This is a genomic window from Candidatus Obscuribacterales bacterium (assembly GCA_036703605.1).
Lineage (GTDB): Bacteria > Cyanobacteriota > Cyanobacteriia > RECH01 > RECH01 > RECH01.
The window spans coordinates 16208-33681 of the sequence record DATNRH010000432.1 but is presented as its reverse complement, the minus strand read 5'-3'; the positions used below and the strand labels follow the sequence as shown (position 1 = coordinate 33681).

The 17474-nt window shown below is 52.9% G+C and carries 14 protein-coding genes; 6 read left to right on the top strand and 8 right to left on the bottom strand.

The features are described from left to right. Positions 1-2535: PAS domain-containing protein (locus tag V6D20_09000; protein HEY9815915.1), on the bottom strand; the 2535-nt coding region annotated here is incomplete at its 3' end. 697 nt (positions 2536-3232) lie between these two features. Between V6D20_09000 and V6D20_08995 the strand changes: the two genes are divergently transcribed. Both V6D20_08995 and rplY read left to right on the top strand, forming a co-directional pair. Then, complete coding sequence (locus V6D20_08995; protein HEY9815914.1) at positions 3233-4564, top strand: adenylosuccinate synthase; 1332 nt, start codon at positions 3233-3235, stop codon at positions 4562-4564. Between the two features lie 136 nt (positions 4565-4700). Then, entirely contained in the window at positions 4701-4997 is a 297-nt protein-coding gene (gene rplY, locus V6D20_08990) for a 50S ribosomal protein L25 (protein ID HEY9815913.1), read from the top strand. Between the two features lie 139 nt (positions 4998-5136). Here rplY and V6D20_08985 read toward each other — a convergent pair whose 3' ends face one another. From V6D20_08985 to V6D20_08970, 4 genes are all read right to left on the bottom strand, one after another. Further along, complete coding sequence (locus V6D20_08985) at positions 5137-6192, bottom strand: ABC transporter permease (GenBank protein ID HEY9815912.1); 1056 nt, start codon at positions 6190-6192, stop codon at positions 5137-5139. Between the two features lie 90 nt (positions 6193-6282). Beyond that, positions 6283-6795, bottom strand: coding sequence for an adenine phosphoribosyltransferase (locus tag V6D20_08980; protein HEY9815911.1), 513 nt, complete (start codon positions 6793-6795; stop codon positions 6283-6285). A 263-nt stretch (positions 6796-7058) separates the two neighbouring features. Beyond that, complete coding sequence (locus tag V6D20_08975; GenBank protein HEY9815910.1) at positions 7059-7712, bottom strand: 4Fe-4S single cluster domain-containing protein; 654 nt, start codon at positions 7710-7712, stop codon at positions 7059-7061. 47 nt (positions 7713-7759) lie between these two features. Beyond that, the gene (locus tag V6D20_08970; GenBank protein ID HEY9815909.1) at positions 7760-8569 is read right to left on the bottom strand and encodes a radical SAM protein; all 810 of its coding nucleotides are present in this window, start codon (positions 8567-8569) and stop codon (positions 7760-7762) included. 502 nt (positions 8570-9071) lie between these two features. Between V6D20_08970 and V6D20_08965 the strand changes: the two genes are divergently transcribed. Beyond that, on the top strand, positions 9072-10814 hold the full coding sequence (locus V6D20_08965; GenBank protein ID HEY9815908.1) for a hypothetical protein: 1743 nt from the start codon (positions 9072-9074) through the stop codon (positions 10812-10814). A gap of 986 nt (positions 10815-11800) precedes the next feature. Beyond that, positions 11801-12232: an AbrB family transcriptional regulator gene (locus V6D20_08960; protein HEY9815907.1), complete on the top strand. Its 432-nt coding sequence runs from the start codon at positions 11801-11803 to the stop codon at positions 12230-12232. Between the two features lie 82 nt (positions 12233-12314). On the opposite strand, the gene V6D20_08955 is transcribed toward V6D20_08960, so the two are convergent. Together V6D20_08955 and V6D20_08950 are read right to left on the bottom strand one after the other, a co-directional pair. After that, entirely contained in the window at positions 12315-12653 is a 339-nt protein-coding gene (locus V6D20_08955; GenBank protein ID HEY9815906.1) for a hypothetical protein, read from the bottom strand. Positions 12654-12773: 120 nt separating this feature from the next. Beyond that, a complete protein-coding gene (locus V6D20_08950) occupies positions 12774-13409 on the bottom strand; it encodes an EndoU domain-containing protein (protein ID HEY9815905.1) in 636 nt (211 codons plus the stop codon). 271 nt (positions 13410-13680) lie between these two features. On the opposite strand from V6D20_08950, the gene V6D20_08945 reads away from it, so the two are divergent. Continuing rightward, a complete protein-coding gene (locus V6D20_08945) occupies positions 13681-14214 on the top strand; it encodes a hypothetical protein (protein ID HEY9815904.1) in 534 nt (177 codons plus the stop codon). Between the two features lie 69 nt (positions 14215-14283). After that, positions 14284-15012, top strand: coding sequence for a DUF1995 family protein (locus V6D20_08940; GenBank protein HEY9815903.1), 729 nt, complete (start codon positions 14284-14286; stop codon positions 15010-15012). Between the two features lie 231 nt (positions 15013-15243). Here V6D20_08940 and V6D20_08935 read toward each other — a convergent pair whose 3' ends face one another. After that, positions 15244-16500: a hypothetical protein gene (locus tag V6D20_08935; GenBank protein HEY9815902.1), complete on the bottom strand. Its 1257-nt coding sequence runs from the start codon at positions 16498-16500 to the stop codon at positions 15244-15246. Positions 16501-17474: the final 974 nt, after the last annotated feature.

Sequence of the window (17474 nt, the reverse complement as noted above, 5' to 3'; positions counted from 1 at the left end):
CAGAGCGGCTTCTGCTAGTTTGCGGTCGGTAATATCTTCAAACGTCCCTAGCACGCCCACAATCTTGCCTTGGCTATCCCGCAGCGGCATTTTGTTGGTATCAATCCAGCGCAGTTCACCGGCAGCATTTTGCTGCTGGCTAATCAGATGCACCATAGGCTGCCCCGAGGCGATCACTTGGCAATCGGTGGCTCGATAATCGTCGGCCTGTTCTCTTGTCCAGCCCAGGTCATCATCAGTTTTGCCGATGATGGATGTGGCTGTATGGGCAGGAACGGTGTTGAGGAATTTCCGGTTGCCGCCGAGATAGCGCAGATCCAGATCTTTCCAGAACACCACTTGGGGAATATTGTCCATCACCAGTTGCAGCAAATGGCGTGATTCCCGCAACTGTAGATCGGTTTGATGGCGAGCGATCGCCCCCCCTAAGCTACTGGCCGCTGCCCGCAAAATGGATTGTTCGCTATTGGACCATAGGCGTTCAGCCTGGCAGTCATCACAGCCCACAAATCCCCAAATGACGCCTTCAATTTCAATGGGCATGAGGATCAGCGATTGGGTTTGGCGTTGCTCTAAATAGGTGCGTATAGCTGGTGGGCAGGCGGAGGCGATCGCCATCACCGGCTGCCCTTGAGCCAAGGTTTGGTACCACTCTAGGGATACCTTGTGATAAGGCAGATTTTGCAACTGGGGATTGTGTAGGTCTGATGAAATTGCTGGAGCCACCCATTCATAGCGTTGATTGAGCCGTGGTTCGCAGGTGTCGTCATGCCAGCTATGTTCAAACACGTAGACCCGATCCACCTGGGCCGTGGTTCCTAAAATGTACAGGGCCTGATTCACCGCTTGGTCATGGTCAGCTATGGTTAGGAGGGTGCTGTTGGCCAACGCCACGCCGTTCAGCAGGCGATCGCGGGCTTGTAAATCTTGCTCAAATTGTTTGCGATCGCTAATGTCTGTGGCGATGCCGCAAATGGCGTAGGGTTGGTTATCGTGATCAAACAGCGGAAACTTCACCGATAGATAGGTGCGCTCTTCGCCATTGACGGAGATTAATTCTTCAAACTTGCTTGGGGTATTAGTGGTTAGGGTTTGCTGATCGTTCTGACGGAAGATGTCTGCTAGCTCCTTAGGAAAAATGTCATAGTCGGTATGCCCTAAGATCTCTGCCGAGGAGCGCCCTTGGATTGCCTGAGTGCCTCGGTTGGCAAAGATATACTGACCCTCTAAATCTTTGACGAAGATACCTGCCGAGGTGTTGTCTAAAATATCCCGCAGTTGTTTTTGGCTGCGCTTCAGGGCTTTTTCAGCCCGGCGACGCTCGGTAATGTCAATGGCTACCCCAATGACCCCGCAGACGTGATGACTGTCGTCAAACAGGGGTGCATAGTGGTTTTCGTAGGTGACCTCGCCCACGCGCGTCACGTAGATAGACTGCTCATGGTTAGGCTGTTGCCCCGATAGCACCTTCTGCAAAAACTCATGAATGCTGTGGCTATCGGGGTAGATGTCATACACAGACTGGCCAACTGCCTCCCCAGGCCTCAGCCCCAAATTGGCTAACCCACTGCCTTCCGACAGAATGAACTGGCCATCTAAGTCCACCGCATAGAGAATAATGGGTGCGCAGGACAGGAGTAGTTCTAGCCGAGCCTTGCTCTGCTGGAGTTCACGGGTACGGTCGGCGACGATCGCCTCCAGTTGGGTATTGAGTTGGTTGAGAGCGGCTTCACTCTGTTTGCGATCGCTAATGTCAAAAATTGCGCCATCCACATGCATGGGGCAACCGTTGGCATCAAACACAGCCCGTCCTCGTTCCGATACCCAGCGAATGCTTCCATCTCGATGGCAAATGCGGTACTCCACTCTGAAGGGCCGCCGCTGGGCGATCGCTGCCGCAATTTCCGTATTGACGCGATCGCAATCCTCGGGATGGGTGATGCTATTGAGGGTTTGAGACTGGTCGCGCCAAAATTCTTCTGCCCGATAGCCAGTGATGTCTTCAATGACGTGGGTGATGTAGTCAATCACCCAGGGAGAAGCACAGCCGGTACGGTAGATGGCTCCAGGCACGTTATGGACTAGATTTTGCACACTCGTCTCGATGTCATACACCCAGCGACCGACCAAGGTGGGCTGGGGACTCAAGATATGGGGATCCTGAAGCGGCTGCACAGGAATCCATAGACCATCCCAAAGAATCTCGCCGTCGGCTTTGGGAGACGGATGAGCCAGGGTTTGCAACCATTGTTCTTGCCCTTGGGGGCTTTGCCATCGGCCGCGCCACGACCAAGGTTGCCAGGTTTGAGCCGCCTGATGGAGCGATCGCCAGAAAGACTCTACGTCGTCAGGATGGAGGCGATCGCAAAAGCGGTGTAGATCTCCCTGGAGATCCGTTGCATCCAAATGCAGCGCCCGAATGCAGCAGGGATCGATCCAGTGCAGGGTGACTCCATCTTGGCATTGCACCAGTTGATAGGCCATGCTGGGGATGTCATCGGCCACACGCTCAAAGTGAGACGGTGGAGTATTCATCGTGAATTAGTCTCCAACAGAAAACCGCGACACCAGGGCCAATCCCATGGGGGTAGCACCTGGGTTTGCATCGACTTGACCATGGCTAGTGTTGAACCCAGGCGGTACGACGGAACTCAGGTTTCTAGGCAGTATGCCCAATCTGACACAGTGCTTAACAGTTGCCTAGGGGTAGAGATGACCAGGATGCCCCTATTCCAGGCGTTAAGGTTGGGCAAATGTTAGGGTTTGTTGACTGAATGAATGATGATGTAGACAGCAGTCGTTTGACACTAGCGGAGAAAGTGACACCGTTCTGTATCAAAAATTGACATCTCATCCTAGAGTTCATTCTAGAGTTTGATGAACCTACAGGTGTGTCCGGGAGGGGCCGGGTTGAGCTATCGTTGCGAAAGCCCCACAGTCTGGGCCATCTTGATGGCGTACCACGGGAGCTACTAGGTCGAAGATAGGTCAATTCACCCTGATAGGATATTAAACGGAATGCTCGGTCAAGTCTGACATGATGAGAGCATGAATGACCGATGATTAGGGCCAACAATCTAGCTGGTGGTGAAATTCTGTGATAATTTCCACCGCTTGCTAGGAGGGCGATCGCGCCTATTTCGGCTCCATGAATCTAGATGAGAGAGTTGACATAAGCGTACCCTGATCTTGATAATTAGAGATTGTGAAACTTTGACACCCAAATAGATCCTTGGCTAACGTCGTTGTAATCGGTGCCCAATGGGGCGATGAAGGGAAAGGCAAAATTACCGACCTGCTCAGCAAGTCGGCAGATGTGGTAGTTCGCTACCAGGGGGGCGTAAATGCAGGACATACGGTAGTCGTCAAGGATCAGGTGTTCAAGCTTCATCTGATTCCATCTGGCATCCTCTATCCTTCCACGGACTGCATCATCGGAAACGGTACAGTAATTGATCCGCAAGGCTTAATTACTGAGCTAGATCAGCTCGAAGCCCTAGGCATTTCCACGAAAAATTTGATGATCTCGGAGACGGCCCACGTCACCATGCCTTACCACCGCATGATTGACCAAGCCTCAGAAGAGCGGCGCGGCAGTTTGAAGATCGGCACCACCAAACGCGGGATTGGGCCGACCTACGCCGACAAGTCTGAGCGGATGGGTATCCGCATGATTGATTTGATTAACCCCAGCGAAATGCAGCAGCAGATCCGCTGGACGGTTGAGCATAAAAACATCATTCTTGAAAAGCTCTACGGTCTGCCTGCCCTCGATCCCGAACAGGTGATTGAGGAATATGCTGCCTATGCCGATCGCTTGCGTCCCCATGTGGGTGACAGTTCTCTCAAGATCTACGACGCGGTGCAAAAACGCCGCAACGTTCTCTTTGAAGGTGCCCAAGGCACGCTGCTCGATCTTGACCATGGCACCTACCCCTACGTGACCTCCTCCAACCCAGTGGCGGGCGGGGCCTGTGTGGGTGCTGGTATTGGCCCCACCATTATTGACCGCGTCATTGGGGTTGCAAAAGCCTATACGACGCGGGTGGGAGAGGGGCCCTTTCCGACGGAGCTAGAGGGGGGCATTGGTGCTCACCTATGCGATCGCGGCGCAGAATTTGGGACAACTACGGGGCGGCAACGTCGCTGTGGCTGGTTTGATGCGGTGATTGGACGCTACGCCGTGCGGATCAACGGTCTAGATTGTTTGGCGGTGACCAAGCTAGATGTCCTTGATGAGCTAGACGAGATTCAGGTTTGTGTCGCTTACGATATTGACGGTCAGCGGTGTGAGCATTTCCCCAGCAGCGCGGGTCGCTTCGCCAACTGTCGTCCTATTTACAAGACGCTGCCAGGCTGGAAGCAATCCACAGCCGACTGTCGATCGCTAGATGATTTACCCAAGCAAGCCCTCGACTATCTCAAGGTGCTGGCGGAGCTCATGGAAGTGCCCATTGCCATTGTGTCTTTGGGCGCTAGCCGTGATCAGACCATCATTGTGGAAGATCCGATTCACGGCCCTAAGCGGGCTCTGCTGCACTCGGCGACCGATGGCGTGAGTTAAGCGATCGCTCTCCAGTTGCTTTCAAAGGACTGAAGGGCAAGATACTCGCGCGCGCTAAGTCCTGCTCCTCGGGACGTGCTCTCTGTGATGGTAAAAAGTTGTTCTCTCGCGTCATATATTGTTGGAAAGGAAACCTATGGAACTTACGTTTGACTGTACGAAGCGCACTACTGATCTCAATCCTCGGGCGATGCGTCGGGAAGGACTCCTCCCCGCAGCTCTTTACGGCCATGATGGCGTCAACTCCGTTGATCTGATGCTGAACATGAAAGATGCTGAACTTTTGGTGCGTAAGGTGAAGGGGAAGCGGACCCCTGTTCAGCTCAATGTGACGGACATGCCTTGGAGCGGCAAGGTGTTTGTTCAAGAAGTCCAGTCTCATCCTTGGCGAGGATCGCTCTACCACGTTAGCTTCTTTGCTAGCGAAGAGTAGAGACGCCTAGTCTGGGAGCGCATCTTTTAGACTGAAATCATGATTGCATGAACCATCAAGGGGGCCTGATCAGGCCCCCTTGATGGTTTTAGGTTGAGTACTAGGGTGTGGCATCACGTCGGTGAAGTCTCACCGGCGTTTATTTCATCGCGCTCAACTGAATGCGGGGATCAACAAACTTGAGGGCAAGATCTGCCAGTAGGTTGCCAATAATTAGCATGACCGCTGCCATCATCAGACTGGCCATCACTAAATATAGATCCTGCGATCGCACCGCATCGAGGGTGAGCCGTCCCAGACCCGGCCAGTTGAAGAAAGTTTCAGTGATGAAGGCTCCACTCAGCAGGCTGGAAAATTCAAAGCCTAACAGGGTAATCAGAGGGTTGACGGCGTTACGGAGGGCATGGACGTAGATCACCCGTCCTTCGGGTAGTCCTTTGGCCCGCGCCGTTTGGATATAGTCTTGCCGTAAGACGTCTAGCAGTTCTCCTCGGGTAATCCGCTGCAGACCTGCAAAGCCAGCGACGCTGAGGGCAATGGTAGGCAGGATCAAATGCCAGCCCAAATCTAGGATGCGACCCAGCCATGATAGATCGGCATGGTCGATGCTGGTCATGCCGCCGACGGGAAAGAGGGGCGATGTGAACTGGGCGAAGAATAGCAGCAGCAAACCGGTAATCAGCGTTGGAAAGCCCTGACCAATGTAGCTGAGAGTGCGCAGCAGGCGATCGCTCAACTGGTTTTGCTGAATAGCTGCCATGATGCCCAAGGGAATAGCGATCGCCCAGGTGATGAAAAATGAGGAGAGGGATAGTAAGAGGGTGGCAGGGATGCGCTCTGCCAAAATAGAGCTGACGGGGCGTTGGTAGGCAAAGCTAATGCCAAAATCGCCTCGGGTGATAATTTGCCCTAGCCACTGAAAGTATTGCTGGATGGCAGGCTTATCGAGCCCAAACCGCTGCTCTAGGTCTTGCAGCGTTTCCTGGGAAATCTGCGGATTTTGGCGCAGGGTGTCTAGATAGTTGCCTGGTGCGAGCTGGATGATGAAAAAGCTCAGAGCTGATGCCAAAAATAGGGTCAACACTGCCTGCAGCACCCGCTTGATCACATAGAGGGTGGTTTCATCTTGCAAGATATTGAGCAGCCACTGAAAGACAGGTTGAAGCTGCTGGCGAACGGAGGGAGTGGAGGTCATGCGTCGAATCAGGGTGTCAACAGCCTCTCGATGATTCGGCGTTAGGGATAATCCCTGCAGGACAACCGTACCGAGATGGCAAGAGTACGTCTAGTATTGCACAAGCGACACGATTGGCACATTCGGCAAGCGATCGCGCCCGCCTAGGTCTGTTAGTTCAACGATGAATCCAAAACCGGCAAGCTGGGCACCCGCCGCTGCAACAAGATCGACCGTCGCGGCCGCTGTGCCGCCGGTGGCAATCAGGTCATCCACAATCAAAATCCGACAGCCCTTGGGTAGAGCATCTTGGTGCATCTCTAAGCGATCGGTGCCGTATTCTAGGTCATACTCTACAGAATGAACTGCAGCAGGCAGTTTGCCAGGTTTCCGCACGGGAATAAAGCCCACGCCGAGCTGGATGGCTAGGGGGACGCCGAAAATAAAGCCCCGTGATTCCATGCCGAGGATGTAGTCAATCTCTAGGTCGGCGTAGTGGCCGGCCAAGGTTTCGACGGTATGGCGTAGACCATCCGGATCGCGCAGGAGAGTGGTAATGTCTCGAAACAGGATGCCGGGCTTCGGGAAGTCGGGAATGTCTCGGATAAGCGCTTTCAGATCCATGCTGGGCTTGATGAGTCGTAGGAATCGTATTTAGTGTACGGCAAGCGGTTGCTTTACGGTGTAGCTGGATGCCTGACAGACCTCTCGGTGTTGCAGGATCAGGGTATCAACCTCTAGCGATAGGTTTTGAAACGTCATGAAAATGTTCCGGAATTCTACTGCTTTTCAGCAACGCCCGTAACAACCTGGCGTTAACGTTGTGTCAGTTCATGAGGCAGTATTGTTCACCAAGCTTGGCATGATAGAGGGCGATCGCTTCTTGTTTAGTCGCGGGCATTCAGCTCGTTGTCCACCAGTTGTCCATAGTAGCCTGTGACAATGCGACTGCCATCTTTGAGGACATGGATTTCGATTTGGTCGCTAGCCCAGTTGAGGCGGTCTTGCAGGGCTGGATTGAAAACATGCACCCGCTGGTTGCTGGAGGATACCAGCGAGTGGGGATCATGCACGGCTAAGGACTCTACGTAGGCTCCGTCAATCAACAGATCTAATTGATCAATTAAATCTTGGGCCCCGGCTGGGCCATACTCTGACTGCAGCCGCTCTAAGGTGAACCCCGTAAATGACATTACATTGAGCCCATGGGCTTTCACCTGCTGGGCTAGATGGGCCAGGGCAGGCGCTTGCCAAAACGGTTCACCACCAGAAAACGTTACGCCTTCATGCTTAGGATTAGCCAGAATTCGCTCGACAAGATGCTCAACGGACACCAGTTGGTTCATTTCAAAGGACCAAGAATCAGGGTTGTAGCATCCTGGACATTCTCTTAGGCATCCTTGCACCCAAATCACCGCTCGACAGCCTGGGCCATTCACCTCAGATTCTTCCACATACCCCATGGTGTTGAGGTAGCCCGGCGGAATTTCTAGTAACTCAATCGCTGGGTTAAGGTTGATATGCTTGTGTTGACCTTGCATAATACAAATGTCCTATCTTGGGTGAACCATTGGGCACGAAAAAGCAGTTAACGCGGCAGCAAATCTGGGGCTGGGCAGCGGGTGGGAATATGGGTGGCGGCTTGAATGCGATCGCTCATCTGTTGCAGCGCATCAAAGCCAACGGATTTCAATCGGCGCAGGGTATCTGACGATGAGGGGCCTAGGGCGTTGCCACGGGCCGATAGGACATGGCGATCGGGCTGAGGTCGGGTGGGCGTGTTGATCTGGATTTCGTCGGGGGCGATCGCTTTCATGAGCTGTACATAGGTAGCTTGGCTAGCCTCATTCCAAGGACTGAGCACCATGGTTTGGATGGCCAAATGTCCCTTGTAGCTTTGCCGAAACGCCTGAATGCCATCCCATAGCTCAGGCAGGGAGGTAGGCACCACAGGGCGATTGATCCTGTCCCAGAGGGTTGGCTGCACTGCGTCTAGCTTGACGGCCACGGCATCGGCTTGTCCTAGGTCATGCTGAACCTGGGGATCGCTGAGCAGGCTGCCGTTGGTCAACACCCCCACCGGTCGTTGGGTCACTTGCTGGGCCATGGTAATGATCTCACCGAGATTGAGAGCCAGGGTGGGTTCGCCGCTGCCGCTGAGGGTGATGGCATCCACATCCCAGGGGGCAAAGGCCAGCAGATCCTGGTGAATTTGCTCCGTGGGAACAAAGCATTGGCGATCGCCCTGAAGACGTTCGATTTGACCAAGTTGGCAATAGACACAGTTATAGGAACAAACGGAGGTGGTTCCGATGGGATCAATGCCAAGGGATAGACCAAACCGCCAAGATTGGACGGGGCCATAAACCATCGAGATGGGAGTATGCGGTTGCACCATGGGTCAGATCTGCCCAGCAGATTCAAGAGTGGAGATCTGGATCGGAGATGAGCCTATAGAGACTCTCTCTACAGGTGTATCACTCCTGAAATCATCCTTGCCCGAGAGCACGGAGAAATTTAAGGTTTGAGTGAGAGGTGGAGCTACTAGGCAAGATGAATGGCATACCGTTTGACGTTGGCTGATGTCATCACCGAGTTAAAAACCTGGGATCATGGAATCCCGCCATGTCCGTTATCAATCTGCTCCAGCAAAATGCTACGATTCCCGATCGCTCCAGGTAGGTTCAACCATGATCTCGATCCTCTGGCAGATGCTGAGGGGTAGCCAAGACAACCAAAATATCTGGCAGATTTTGGGCGAATTGCATAGACTTTATGAGCCTCTGTCGGCATGGTTCCATCTATCTGCAGGACATCTGATCAAAGTCCGTTAGGATTGCAACAGAATAATACGACCATTACATAACCATTACATCTGACCATTCACTTGGGTCATCGGTATGAAAAACTTTTGGGCGATCGCCGTCGGAATTAATCAATATCAGCACTTTCAGCCCCTGGGCTATGCGCAGCGCGATGCTAGTATGGTGCACCATTTTTTAGTGGAAGAGGTGGGCATCCCGGCCGATCACTGCATCCTGCTGACGGAGGTTTCTCCAACGATTAATCCCCATGCTGTCTATCCCAGTGGGACGAATATTCGTCACGCGATCGCCCAGTTGTGCCAACAGCGCATTCAGCCTGGGGATATCGTCTGGGTGTTTTTTAGCGGCTACGGCGTTTGTCGGCAAGGGCAAGATTACCTGATGCCGATTGATGGCGATCCTGAGCAACCCGCCACCACGGCGATCGCTATTGAAAGCTTGATGACGGCTCTGCGCAGCGCACCAAGTAAAAATATTATTTTGGCGCTAGATATTAATCGTAGCCAGAGCGTGACCGAAGGGCAACGGGTGGGTGTTCAGATTGCGGACTTAGCCGAACGCTATGGGATCAGCACTATCCTGTCCTGCCAGCATGACCAATTTGCCCATGAAACCCTAGCCCTACGTCACGGTTTTTTTACCGCTGTTTTTCTGGAAGGATTACGCTACGAAAAATGCGTCACCCTAGATGCGTTGGTACAATATCTAGACCAGCGATTGCCAGAATTGGCCGAGCACCACTGGCGACCCCATCAAAAACCCTTAGCCATTCTTCCTGTTGATCAACGTTATGAGCTTATCCTACCCAAAGAGGCTGCTTTAATTGGTGTTCCAGTTCGTCCAGCTCCCTCTCTGCCGCCTTTAGGCGACGTTTACGAGACTAAAAATGGTTGGAACGAGCCCTCTGCTCCTAGTTCTAAAACCGCTTCTACCTTATCCTCTTCATCCCCAGCTACCGTGCCTACTCCTTCTTCCCCTTCACCCCCATCTACCTCAACAGCATCCCAGTCCAACGACCCCTTTTGGCGACAGATCCTAGGGTGGGGTAGCTTTTTCGTAATTGCTCTGCTGGCAGGGGTTGTGTTGGTCAATCGGGAGGCTCTCATGGGGCCTCCCGATGGCTCAGAGGTTTCTGGTTCCCAATCTGGTGAGTCAGTGGCTGGATCGGGAACGGTGGATGGTGCTACAGATGAAGATGCGCCAAGTTTAGAGATGCTGAACCGAGCTATGTTGGATGAAGCGATCGCCTCCTTGTTGACGACAAGGGCAGCCTCTCCGGTGAACCAAGCGACGGATTTTCGTCGAGCGATTAATCTTGCCCAGCGGATTCCGCCCGGTGAACCTTTCTATGATGAGGCTCAAGACTTTGCCCAGCGGTGGAGCCGAGTGATTTACGATTTTGCCTTAGCTCGGGCAGCCCAAGACAATTATCGAGCCGCGATCGCCACGTCTCAACTCGTACCCATTAATCAAACCGATCTCCAAGAGATGATTGCTGAGCATACTGCTGAGTGGCAGCAGGGCGCTGCAAATCAAGATCTCTTAGATCAGGCTAAGGCGCTAACGCGATCGCAGCAGGCCTCGTCCTACAATGAAGCTATCGCCATTGCTCGCCGCATTCCCGAAGGTCAGCCGCTGTATGCTCAGGCTCAAACCTTGATTGGGCAATGGGGACAGGATATTTTCACCGTGGCCCGGGCTCGGGCAGCCCAAGGTAATCTACCGGCAGCAATCGAAGCTGCTCGTTTAGTGCCGTCCGGAACCCCAGCTCATGCTGATGCCCAGGCAGCGATCGCTCAGTGGCAGCAACAACCCTAGAGGGACATGGGAGAGCGTAGGTGGTCAGTAGCATACCAATATTCTTCATGAGGCTACAGGTGGTTTAGAGGTGGGCACAGGGTTGATCTCATGCCCACCCACCAGCCATTCTCATGTTGACCAGTAGCTTGTCTAATCCGCCCAATCCTGAATGAGAGAATGAGCTTTTCCAACTAATCTATTCATTCTGTTTTCAACCAGCTTGGGCAAGACGATATCGGTTCCCCTGTTGAGCGTGAGAATGTTCCCAGCGGTGCTCCTGCGCCCAGACCAGTCAGCAGGCAGCGACCAAGATAGATATCAGTGCTCCCGCACTGGCACCATAAGAAATCTAAGCTAGTGTTGGATGTCTCGTTGCTTAAACCAGCCTACGCAAAACGATCGGTCAGCCAACCTGGTTGGCCAGCCTATTACGTAGGTGGACTTAAGTAGATGGACTGAATTCAATGAAGCAATGAAGCTAAGTTGCCGGGTTTTCGCATTGCTTAACCCCCTTCTTACCAGGATTTGAGCATTGAGCGACATCGAAATGCTTGCCAATCGTTACGTCCTCCCACTTAGCTCATATGAACACCGGTTGTTTGCTTTGCTAAGGAAGGGAGAACCTAGCTTGCAGAAAAGCTCAATATTGTTTTGAACACCGAAGAGGGTGTCAACTTGAGAGCACCAGACGTGCTTCTCTACCCATTAGGTGTCTATCTCTATGATGACTGGAGTGATATTAGGAATACTTCAATCCTTGTTCAATCTGATCTGATGAAAAGCATAGGCTTTCCACGATTTTCCGATTGAATTTTCTGGGAAATATGGCTGCCGAGAACTGACTCAATCTAGGAGAAAAGGTGCCCAAATTTTCTAGATCATCGCTCATTGTTCTAGGTTTAAGGCTATAGTTCTATATAACAAGATGAACAGGATTTTCCTTAATTAAATCAAACGTTCATGTTGTCTCTATCTTTGCAAATGGGAAGGATCTTCGAGCGCTAATGGGTGATATTCCAACAACTCCGATAACTGGAAAAGCTTTGCTTCAAAAGGTCAAAGAACTCTCGCATCTACCACGTCGCGAAAAAGCTAGGCAATGTGGATATTACACCGTTGGAAAAAATAGTCAGGTTCGGGTCAATCTGGCAGATTTTTTTGAAGCCATTTTGGCTGCGAAGGGAACCTCTCTGGGGGTAGACGCTGCCAAGGATGGACGTGGACGAGAGCCAACCTATCGAGTGAGTGTACACAAGAATGGTCAACTTGTCATTGGTTCAACCTATACCGAAAAGATGGGCTTGAGCCCCGGTGATGAGTTTGAAATTAAGCTGGGGTACAAGCACATTCATTTAATTCAGATTGATGCTAGCAAGCAGCAGGATGAGGATGACGAGTTCGATGAGGATGATGAGTTTGATGACGAAGATGAATAGCGATCGCCCCTGACTAAACGGAGGCGATCGCTTGCTGGCTAGATGTAGTTGTAGCCCCTAGACAAGGAGTTAACAGCCTTGTCTAGGATCCTCTAGGATCCTCATCGTTGTCTGACTCAAGCTTTGCTTTCCAAGCAAGGACGGCGGTTTTAAATTCTGACAAGCTTAGATAGTTTAGAGGTTGATCATCAACAACTAAATTGTTGAGGGTTGCTCCCTTAGCTTCTAGACGGAGATGGTAAGCATTGCCCGATCGCTCCCAGGTGGATAGATGTCCAGCTTCTATCTCTGAGCTAACGGTGAGTAGTTGGTCAGCGCTTTCAAGACTGTCTTGAATATCTAGACTTAAAAAGCCTAAAACCTCACAGCGAGCTGAGTCGTTGGCAGTCCATTCTGCCCAATTCCAATTGAGTTTTGACATAGTGCTGATGGCTCAGCCATCGTGTGAACATCGTCTCGGCGTAAACGCTGGGCGTTGGCGGCATAGGATGGCTGAACCCAGTGTTCTTGATGATCTGCGGGTAGAAGACTAGAGGATTCGTTACTGTCGTAAGGGGAACCCGGTATTGATGCGACCATCGGAAAGATTGGCTCCGGCGATGATGAAGGTTGTTCCATCTCTAGCCGGACAGAATTGAGATGAGTTGTCTGAGCCACTGGTTGGTCGGTTTTGTCCACACCAGGCCCAACTGGGCGCGCCGGCAGGACAGGTGACGCGATGGGCCTCTGCATAGGCGATGGAGTTTAAGACCTGGGTGGCTAAGCAGGGATCGGGAAACATGGTGGAGAATTTGCTTGGTGAGGATGAGCCTGCGTAGCTCCACTGTCCAGCATAGATGCCTTGGGCATTGGCGGATTGAGTGATGGTGAATTGCCCAACGGTGCTGGGATTTTGCCCATTGGGGCGGGAGTGGAAGCCGCTGAGCTGTCCGTCTCGTAGTTCTCCGCAGAAAATATGGGGATAGTTGATTTGGCGACCGCTGTAGGCAGCCACCCACTGCGATGAGGTGGGGCAGGTGGCGCTCTGAGCCTGGCCAGCCTGGCCGGCAGAGCCCAGACAAGCAGCCAAGAAACAAGCGATCGCCCCGATCACCAGGGACGATGGTAGGGTTCGACGTACCCAGCACTGGATCATCTTGGCCAGAGTCTCAACGCGTTGAACGATGACTTGGATCATATCTGTTATGAGTCTGGGGTGAGTAGTTCTAGAGGAACGTGTAGCGAAGTTCGACTGTAACACAGGCTGATGGATGAGCCATCGTCACGTTTACGGGTATCTAAATCTTATCCGGATGGGACTAGGCTGGCTGGGCTGGGCTTGGTTCCCATCTAGCGCAAGGGGCCGGTTTGGTGGAAGAATCGGGATGGCGCTACGCTGAAGTATGAGCCGGATGATGATTTGACCGGTGGATACCCTAGGTTTTAAAGGACGAAGCAGGTTCACAACTATGAATTATCTCATTGCGGTCTTACCGGATCGAATGACCGCCGAAGCAGCCTATACCGAGTTGGAAACGGAAGGATTTCCTGCCAACAGTGTCAGTATTCTTGGCAAGGGCTATCAAACTGCTGATGAATATGGGTTTATTGACCCGAGCAAACCTGCCCGCAAGCAAATGCGGCTCATGTCATTTTGGCTGGTTCCCTTTGGCTTCGCTGCTGGGGTTGCGTTCAATCTATCCACCCAATATCAACTGATTCCAGCCTTGGGAGCCGTGGGTAACCAAATCATCGGTGGGCTCTTGGGGGCGATCGGTGGAGCTATGGGCAGCTTTTTTGTGGGGGGTGGGGTTGGCCTGTCGGTGGGGGGCGGTGATGCTCTGCCTTACCGCAATCGTCTTAAGCAAGGCAAGTATCTGGTGGTGGTGAAGGGCGCACCCAACCTGACCAACAAGGCCACGCGATTGCTCAAGTCGTTTAACCCTGAACTCTTGCAAGGGTACGTCGATCCGACGGAGAAGCCGGGGTGGGGGCAGCTATGATCTGCCTCTCAGTTAGGACGGCCCGAATGCTTTGACGCTAACCAGACGCTGCATAACCATAGGTGTTTTATGGAACAATTACCCAAAAGTTTAGAAGACGCGATCGCTGAGGCCATGGTTGCCACCCAGGCGGCTCTGGAGGATGGCCATACGCGACTACAAGTTGAGCTGGTGTTTCCTGAACTGCGGATGATGCCGATTGCCCAACAGTTTCTATCGGCCTTTGAGGATCGAGGCTCAAGGCTACGGGTCTTCTTTCCTGATGCTGGGGCGGCAGCTTTGGCCCGTCGCGACTGGGGAGACAAAGACTACGCCATTCGTGGCATGGGAGAGCTGAAGGCCAAAATGCAGCCTGATGAGGAGCTGTTCATCTTTATCGAACCGTCCTCGGTGGAAGTGGGGCAATTGGAAGAACTCTGTACCGAAGCAGGCGATCGCCCTGTGGTACTCCTGAATCCTCGTTTAGAAGATATTGCCACCATTGGCATCGGCTATGCTGGCCGGCAACTGCGGGAGCGATTTCTGAGCCAATTTGACTCCTGCTATTACCTGCAGCCCACCGACGGAGCCGCTATTTCTCGTTCCTATCCATCTTCTTGGCGGGTATGGCTAGAACGGGAAGAAGGCGAGTATGAGCTGATTGCTGAAGAACCTCGCAAACCGGTGGGAGAAGCCCTCAACCAACTGCTGCTGCAGGCGACCGGTGGTGACGAATCACAGGCGGCCCAACCCAGTGCAATAAAACGTCCGGGGCTGCTATCGGGTCTCCAGCAGTTTCTGCGGGCGCTGAGCCAGTAGGCTAATCTGCAAAAAAAAATCTGAGAGACGGTTGTAATCATCTCTCAGACGGGTGTGAGGTTGGTGGGGAGCAGCGATCGCTCCTGCCAATTCCAGGCGGCACATAACACCCCAGGGATGACGATGGCTGAGCGAAGCCGAAGTCAGCCATCGTGCCCTTTGACGTCGCTCAGGGCACAATGGCTTGGGTAATGCTGGTGCCCCAACGACAGAGTAACGTTCCGCCGCCTACTAGGCTTCGTCTACCTTAGAGTCCTGAGGATCTTCGACCTCTGCGTCGGCAGGGCTGGCTGTTTCCACTGGCGTTGGCTCAGGTGTTTCATCGACTGCAACGGGAGGCGTGTCTTGTTCTGGTTCCGTTGCTGGAGCTTCCACTGCGGCGACGTCTGCCGCTGGGGTCGCAGCCTCTGTCGCTTCTGGCGCTTCGGGAGCGACTGAGATAGCCGTGGTCTCTGGCGTCACGCCCTCTGTTGTTGCGGTCGCCTCCGTGGTTGCCTCCGCCCCCTCGGTACGCTGATCCTTGCGCTTCACCTTCACCAAGTTTTGCTTTTTCTTTTTCTTCGGAGCCTTAGCTTTGGGTTTATGGCGAGGCGGCGCAATCCCAATGCGGGTGCCTTCTTCAATCACCAACTGATCTTGATGGCGTCTGACATGCAAATCCCAAAAGTGACCGATGAGCTTGCCATCTAGAGAACCGCACAAAATCAGTCGAAAGGCCTTGGCCTCTGCCCCAGATTTGCGGGGAGCTTGCTGAATACGCACAGTAATTTGCTGCTGGTCTTCCGCCACCCCAATCACTTCACCCCGGATGGAAAAGTAACCGTCTTGGGGATCAACGACAGAAACGGGAGCTGGAGCTGGAGCTGGCGGAGCTGGTGGTGCCACGGGCTCAACGGGACGCATGGGGGGAACCAGCTTGGGTTTGGACAGCAGTTGCGGGGAGGATGATTCGGTCGCTGCTGGATTGGTTGCAGGGGAGCGATCGCTCTCGGAGTCTGCGGCTGCCGTAACCTCTGGGCTATCGGGCTCCTCAGTGGTGCTGGCTTCAGCTACAGGGGCGACCTCCTCAGGCTGCTCCTCAACCGGGGCCGTTTCCTCTGCAGTTGCAGCGGCTGGTGGCTCAGATGACTCACTCGATTCATCCGTCTCACCCTCCTCTCCGGGCACTTGGGCGAGGGTTTCTGGTTCCCAGACGCCAACAATTTGCACATGCAGCTCATGCTGCTTTTCCCGCGTGCGTGGATAGACCACCCAGAGATGGGATTGGTCGAGATCAATATGCTTTTTGACCAAGCTCATCACCCGTCCTAGCAAGACGGCATCGATTAAATGACCGTCTTCGGTTTTCAGGAAACCGCGAGTGAAGCTTTCCTCCGAGGGCTGATATTGAGCTTGAACTAGCCCAATAGCTCGGAATTGCTTCGGCTCGCTAGCTGGTGGAATGGGGTGATGGGCGGACAGATTCGGTGAACTGTTGGTAGCTGACACGGATGGGGTAGGTGAAGACACAAGAGTAGTAGACGATTGCGAAGAGACTGAAGAAGACATTGGGCTAGGTTGTCCTGAACGTTGATCAGAGCGATCGAGGTTAGTGTTGGCCGGAGGGGTTGCGCGTCGAGGAGGAACCAGATCAGGAGAGGTGGGTACTTGGGGTACGTCACCAGACTCTGACGGCGTTGGCTGTTGATTGGCTGGTAACACCATTGGATCCTCCCTAGGGCAAATTCGGCCGACCCGCTTTCGCCTAAATAAGCAGACAGGACACTGACACTATATGTTTAGTTCAACACTAGATTAGCATCCACCTATAAGTCTGCCTTGGCAAAGATTGAGCAAGATTTTAACGAGCTATCCTCAACGGGGCATCCTCAATTATGTCTTAAACAGAGGGAATGTAGGGTGGAAGATTGATGGCAGAAGTAGGCAGAACAAGGACCGTCGCCAAGTCGTCTTAGACCGTTGAATAGGGACGCATGGTTCAGCGATCAAGCTGCAGCAGCGACTGATGCCAACAGGTTTAGAGACCCTTGACGTGTACTTGTATCTATTCTTTACAACTGATGTTCCACGATAGGGAATGTCCCCATGGAGCCTTGAGGATGGTAATGGGATAGAGGCTATAACGTTGTGCAACCAGACGGGAAATCTATCATAAATGTTAGGGGTTAGTTAATGAGGCAACTTCATCTGTTTATACAATCGCGATCGCTTGTATCCGGCTAAATCAAACCTAAATTGGCTGAAATAAAGGATTTACACGATGTTCTTCAGGGGGGCGATCGCTCTCGGTAACAGGGGCAAGGCTGGCTGACGGACAAAACTTGCAGCCCCGCACCTCAACCCCTTCTCCTGGGTCGGTAGCGAGGCTTTGAAAGTATCTGCAGCTTGCTTGCTCTCCTTGTGGGCATCGGAGAAAGATCTGTCCGTCAATCCGGGGACCAGGTGGCGGTTTCCGTCGTGAT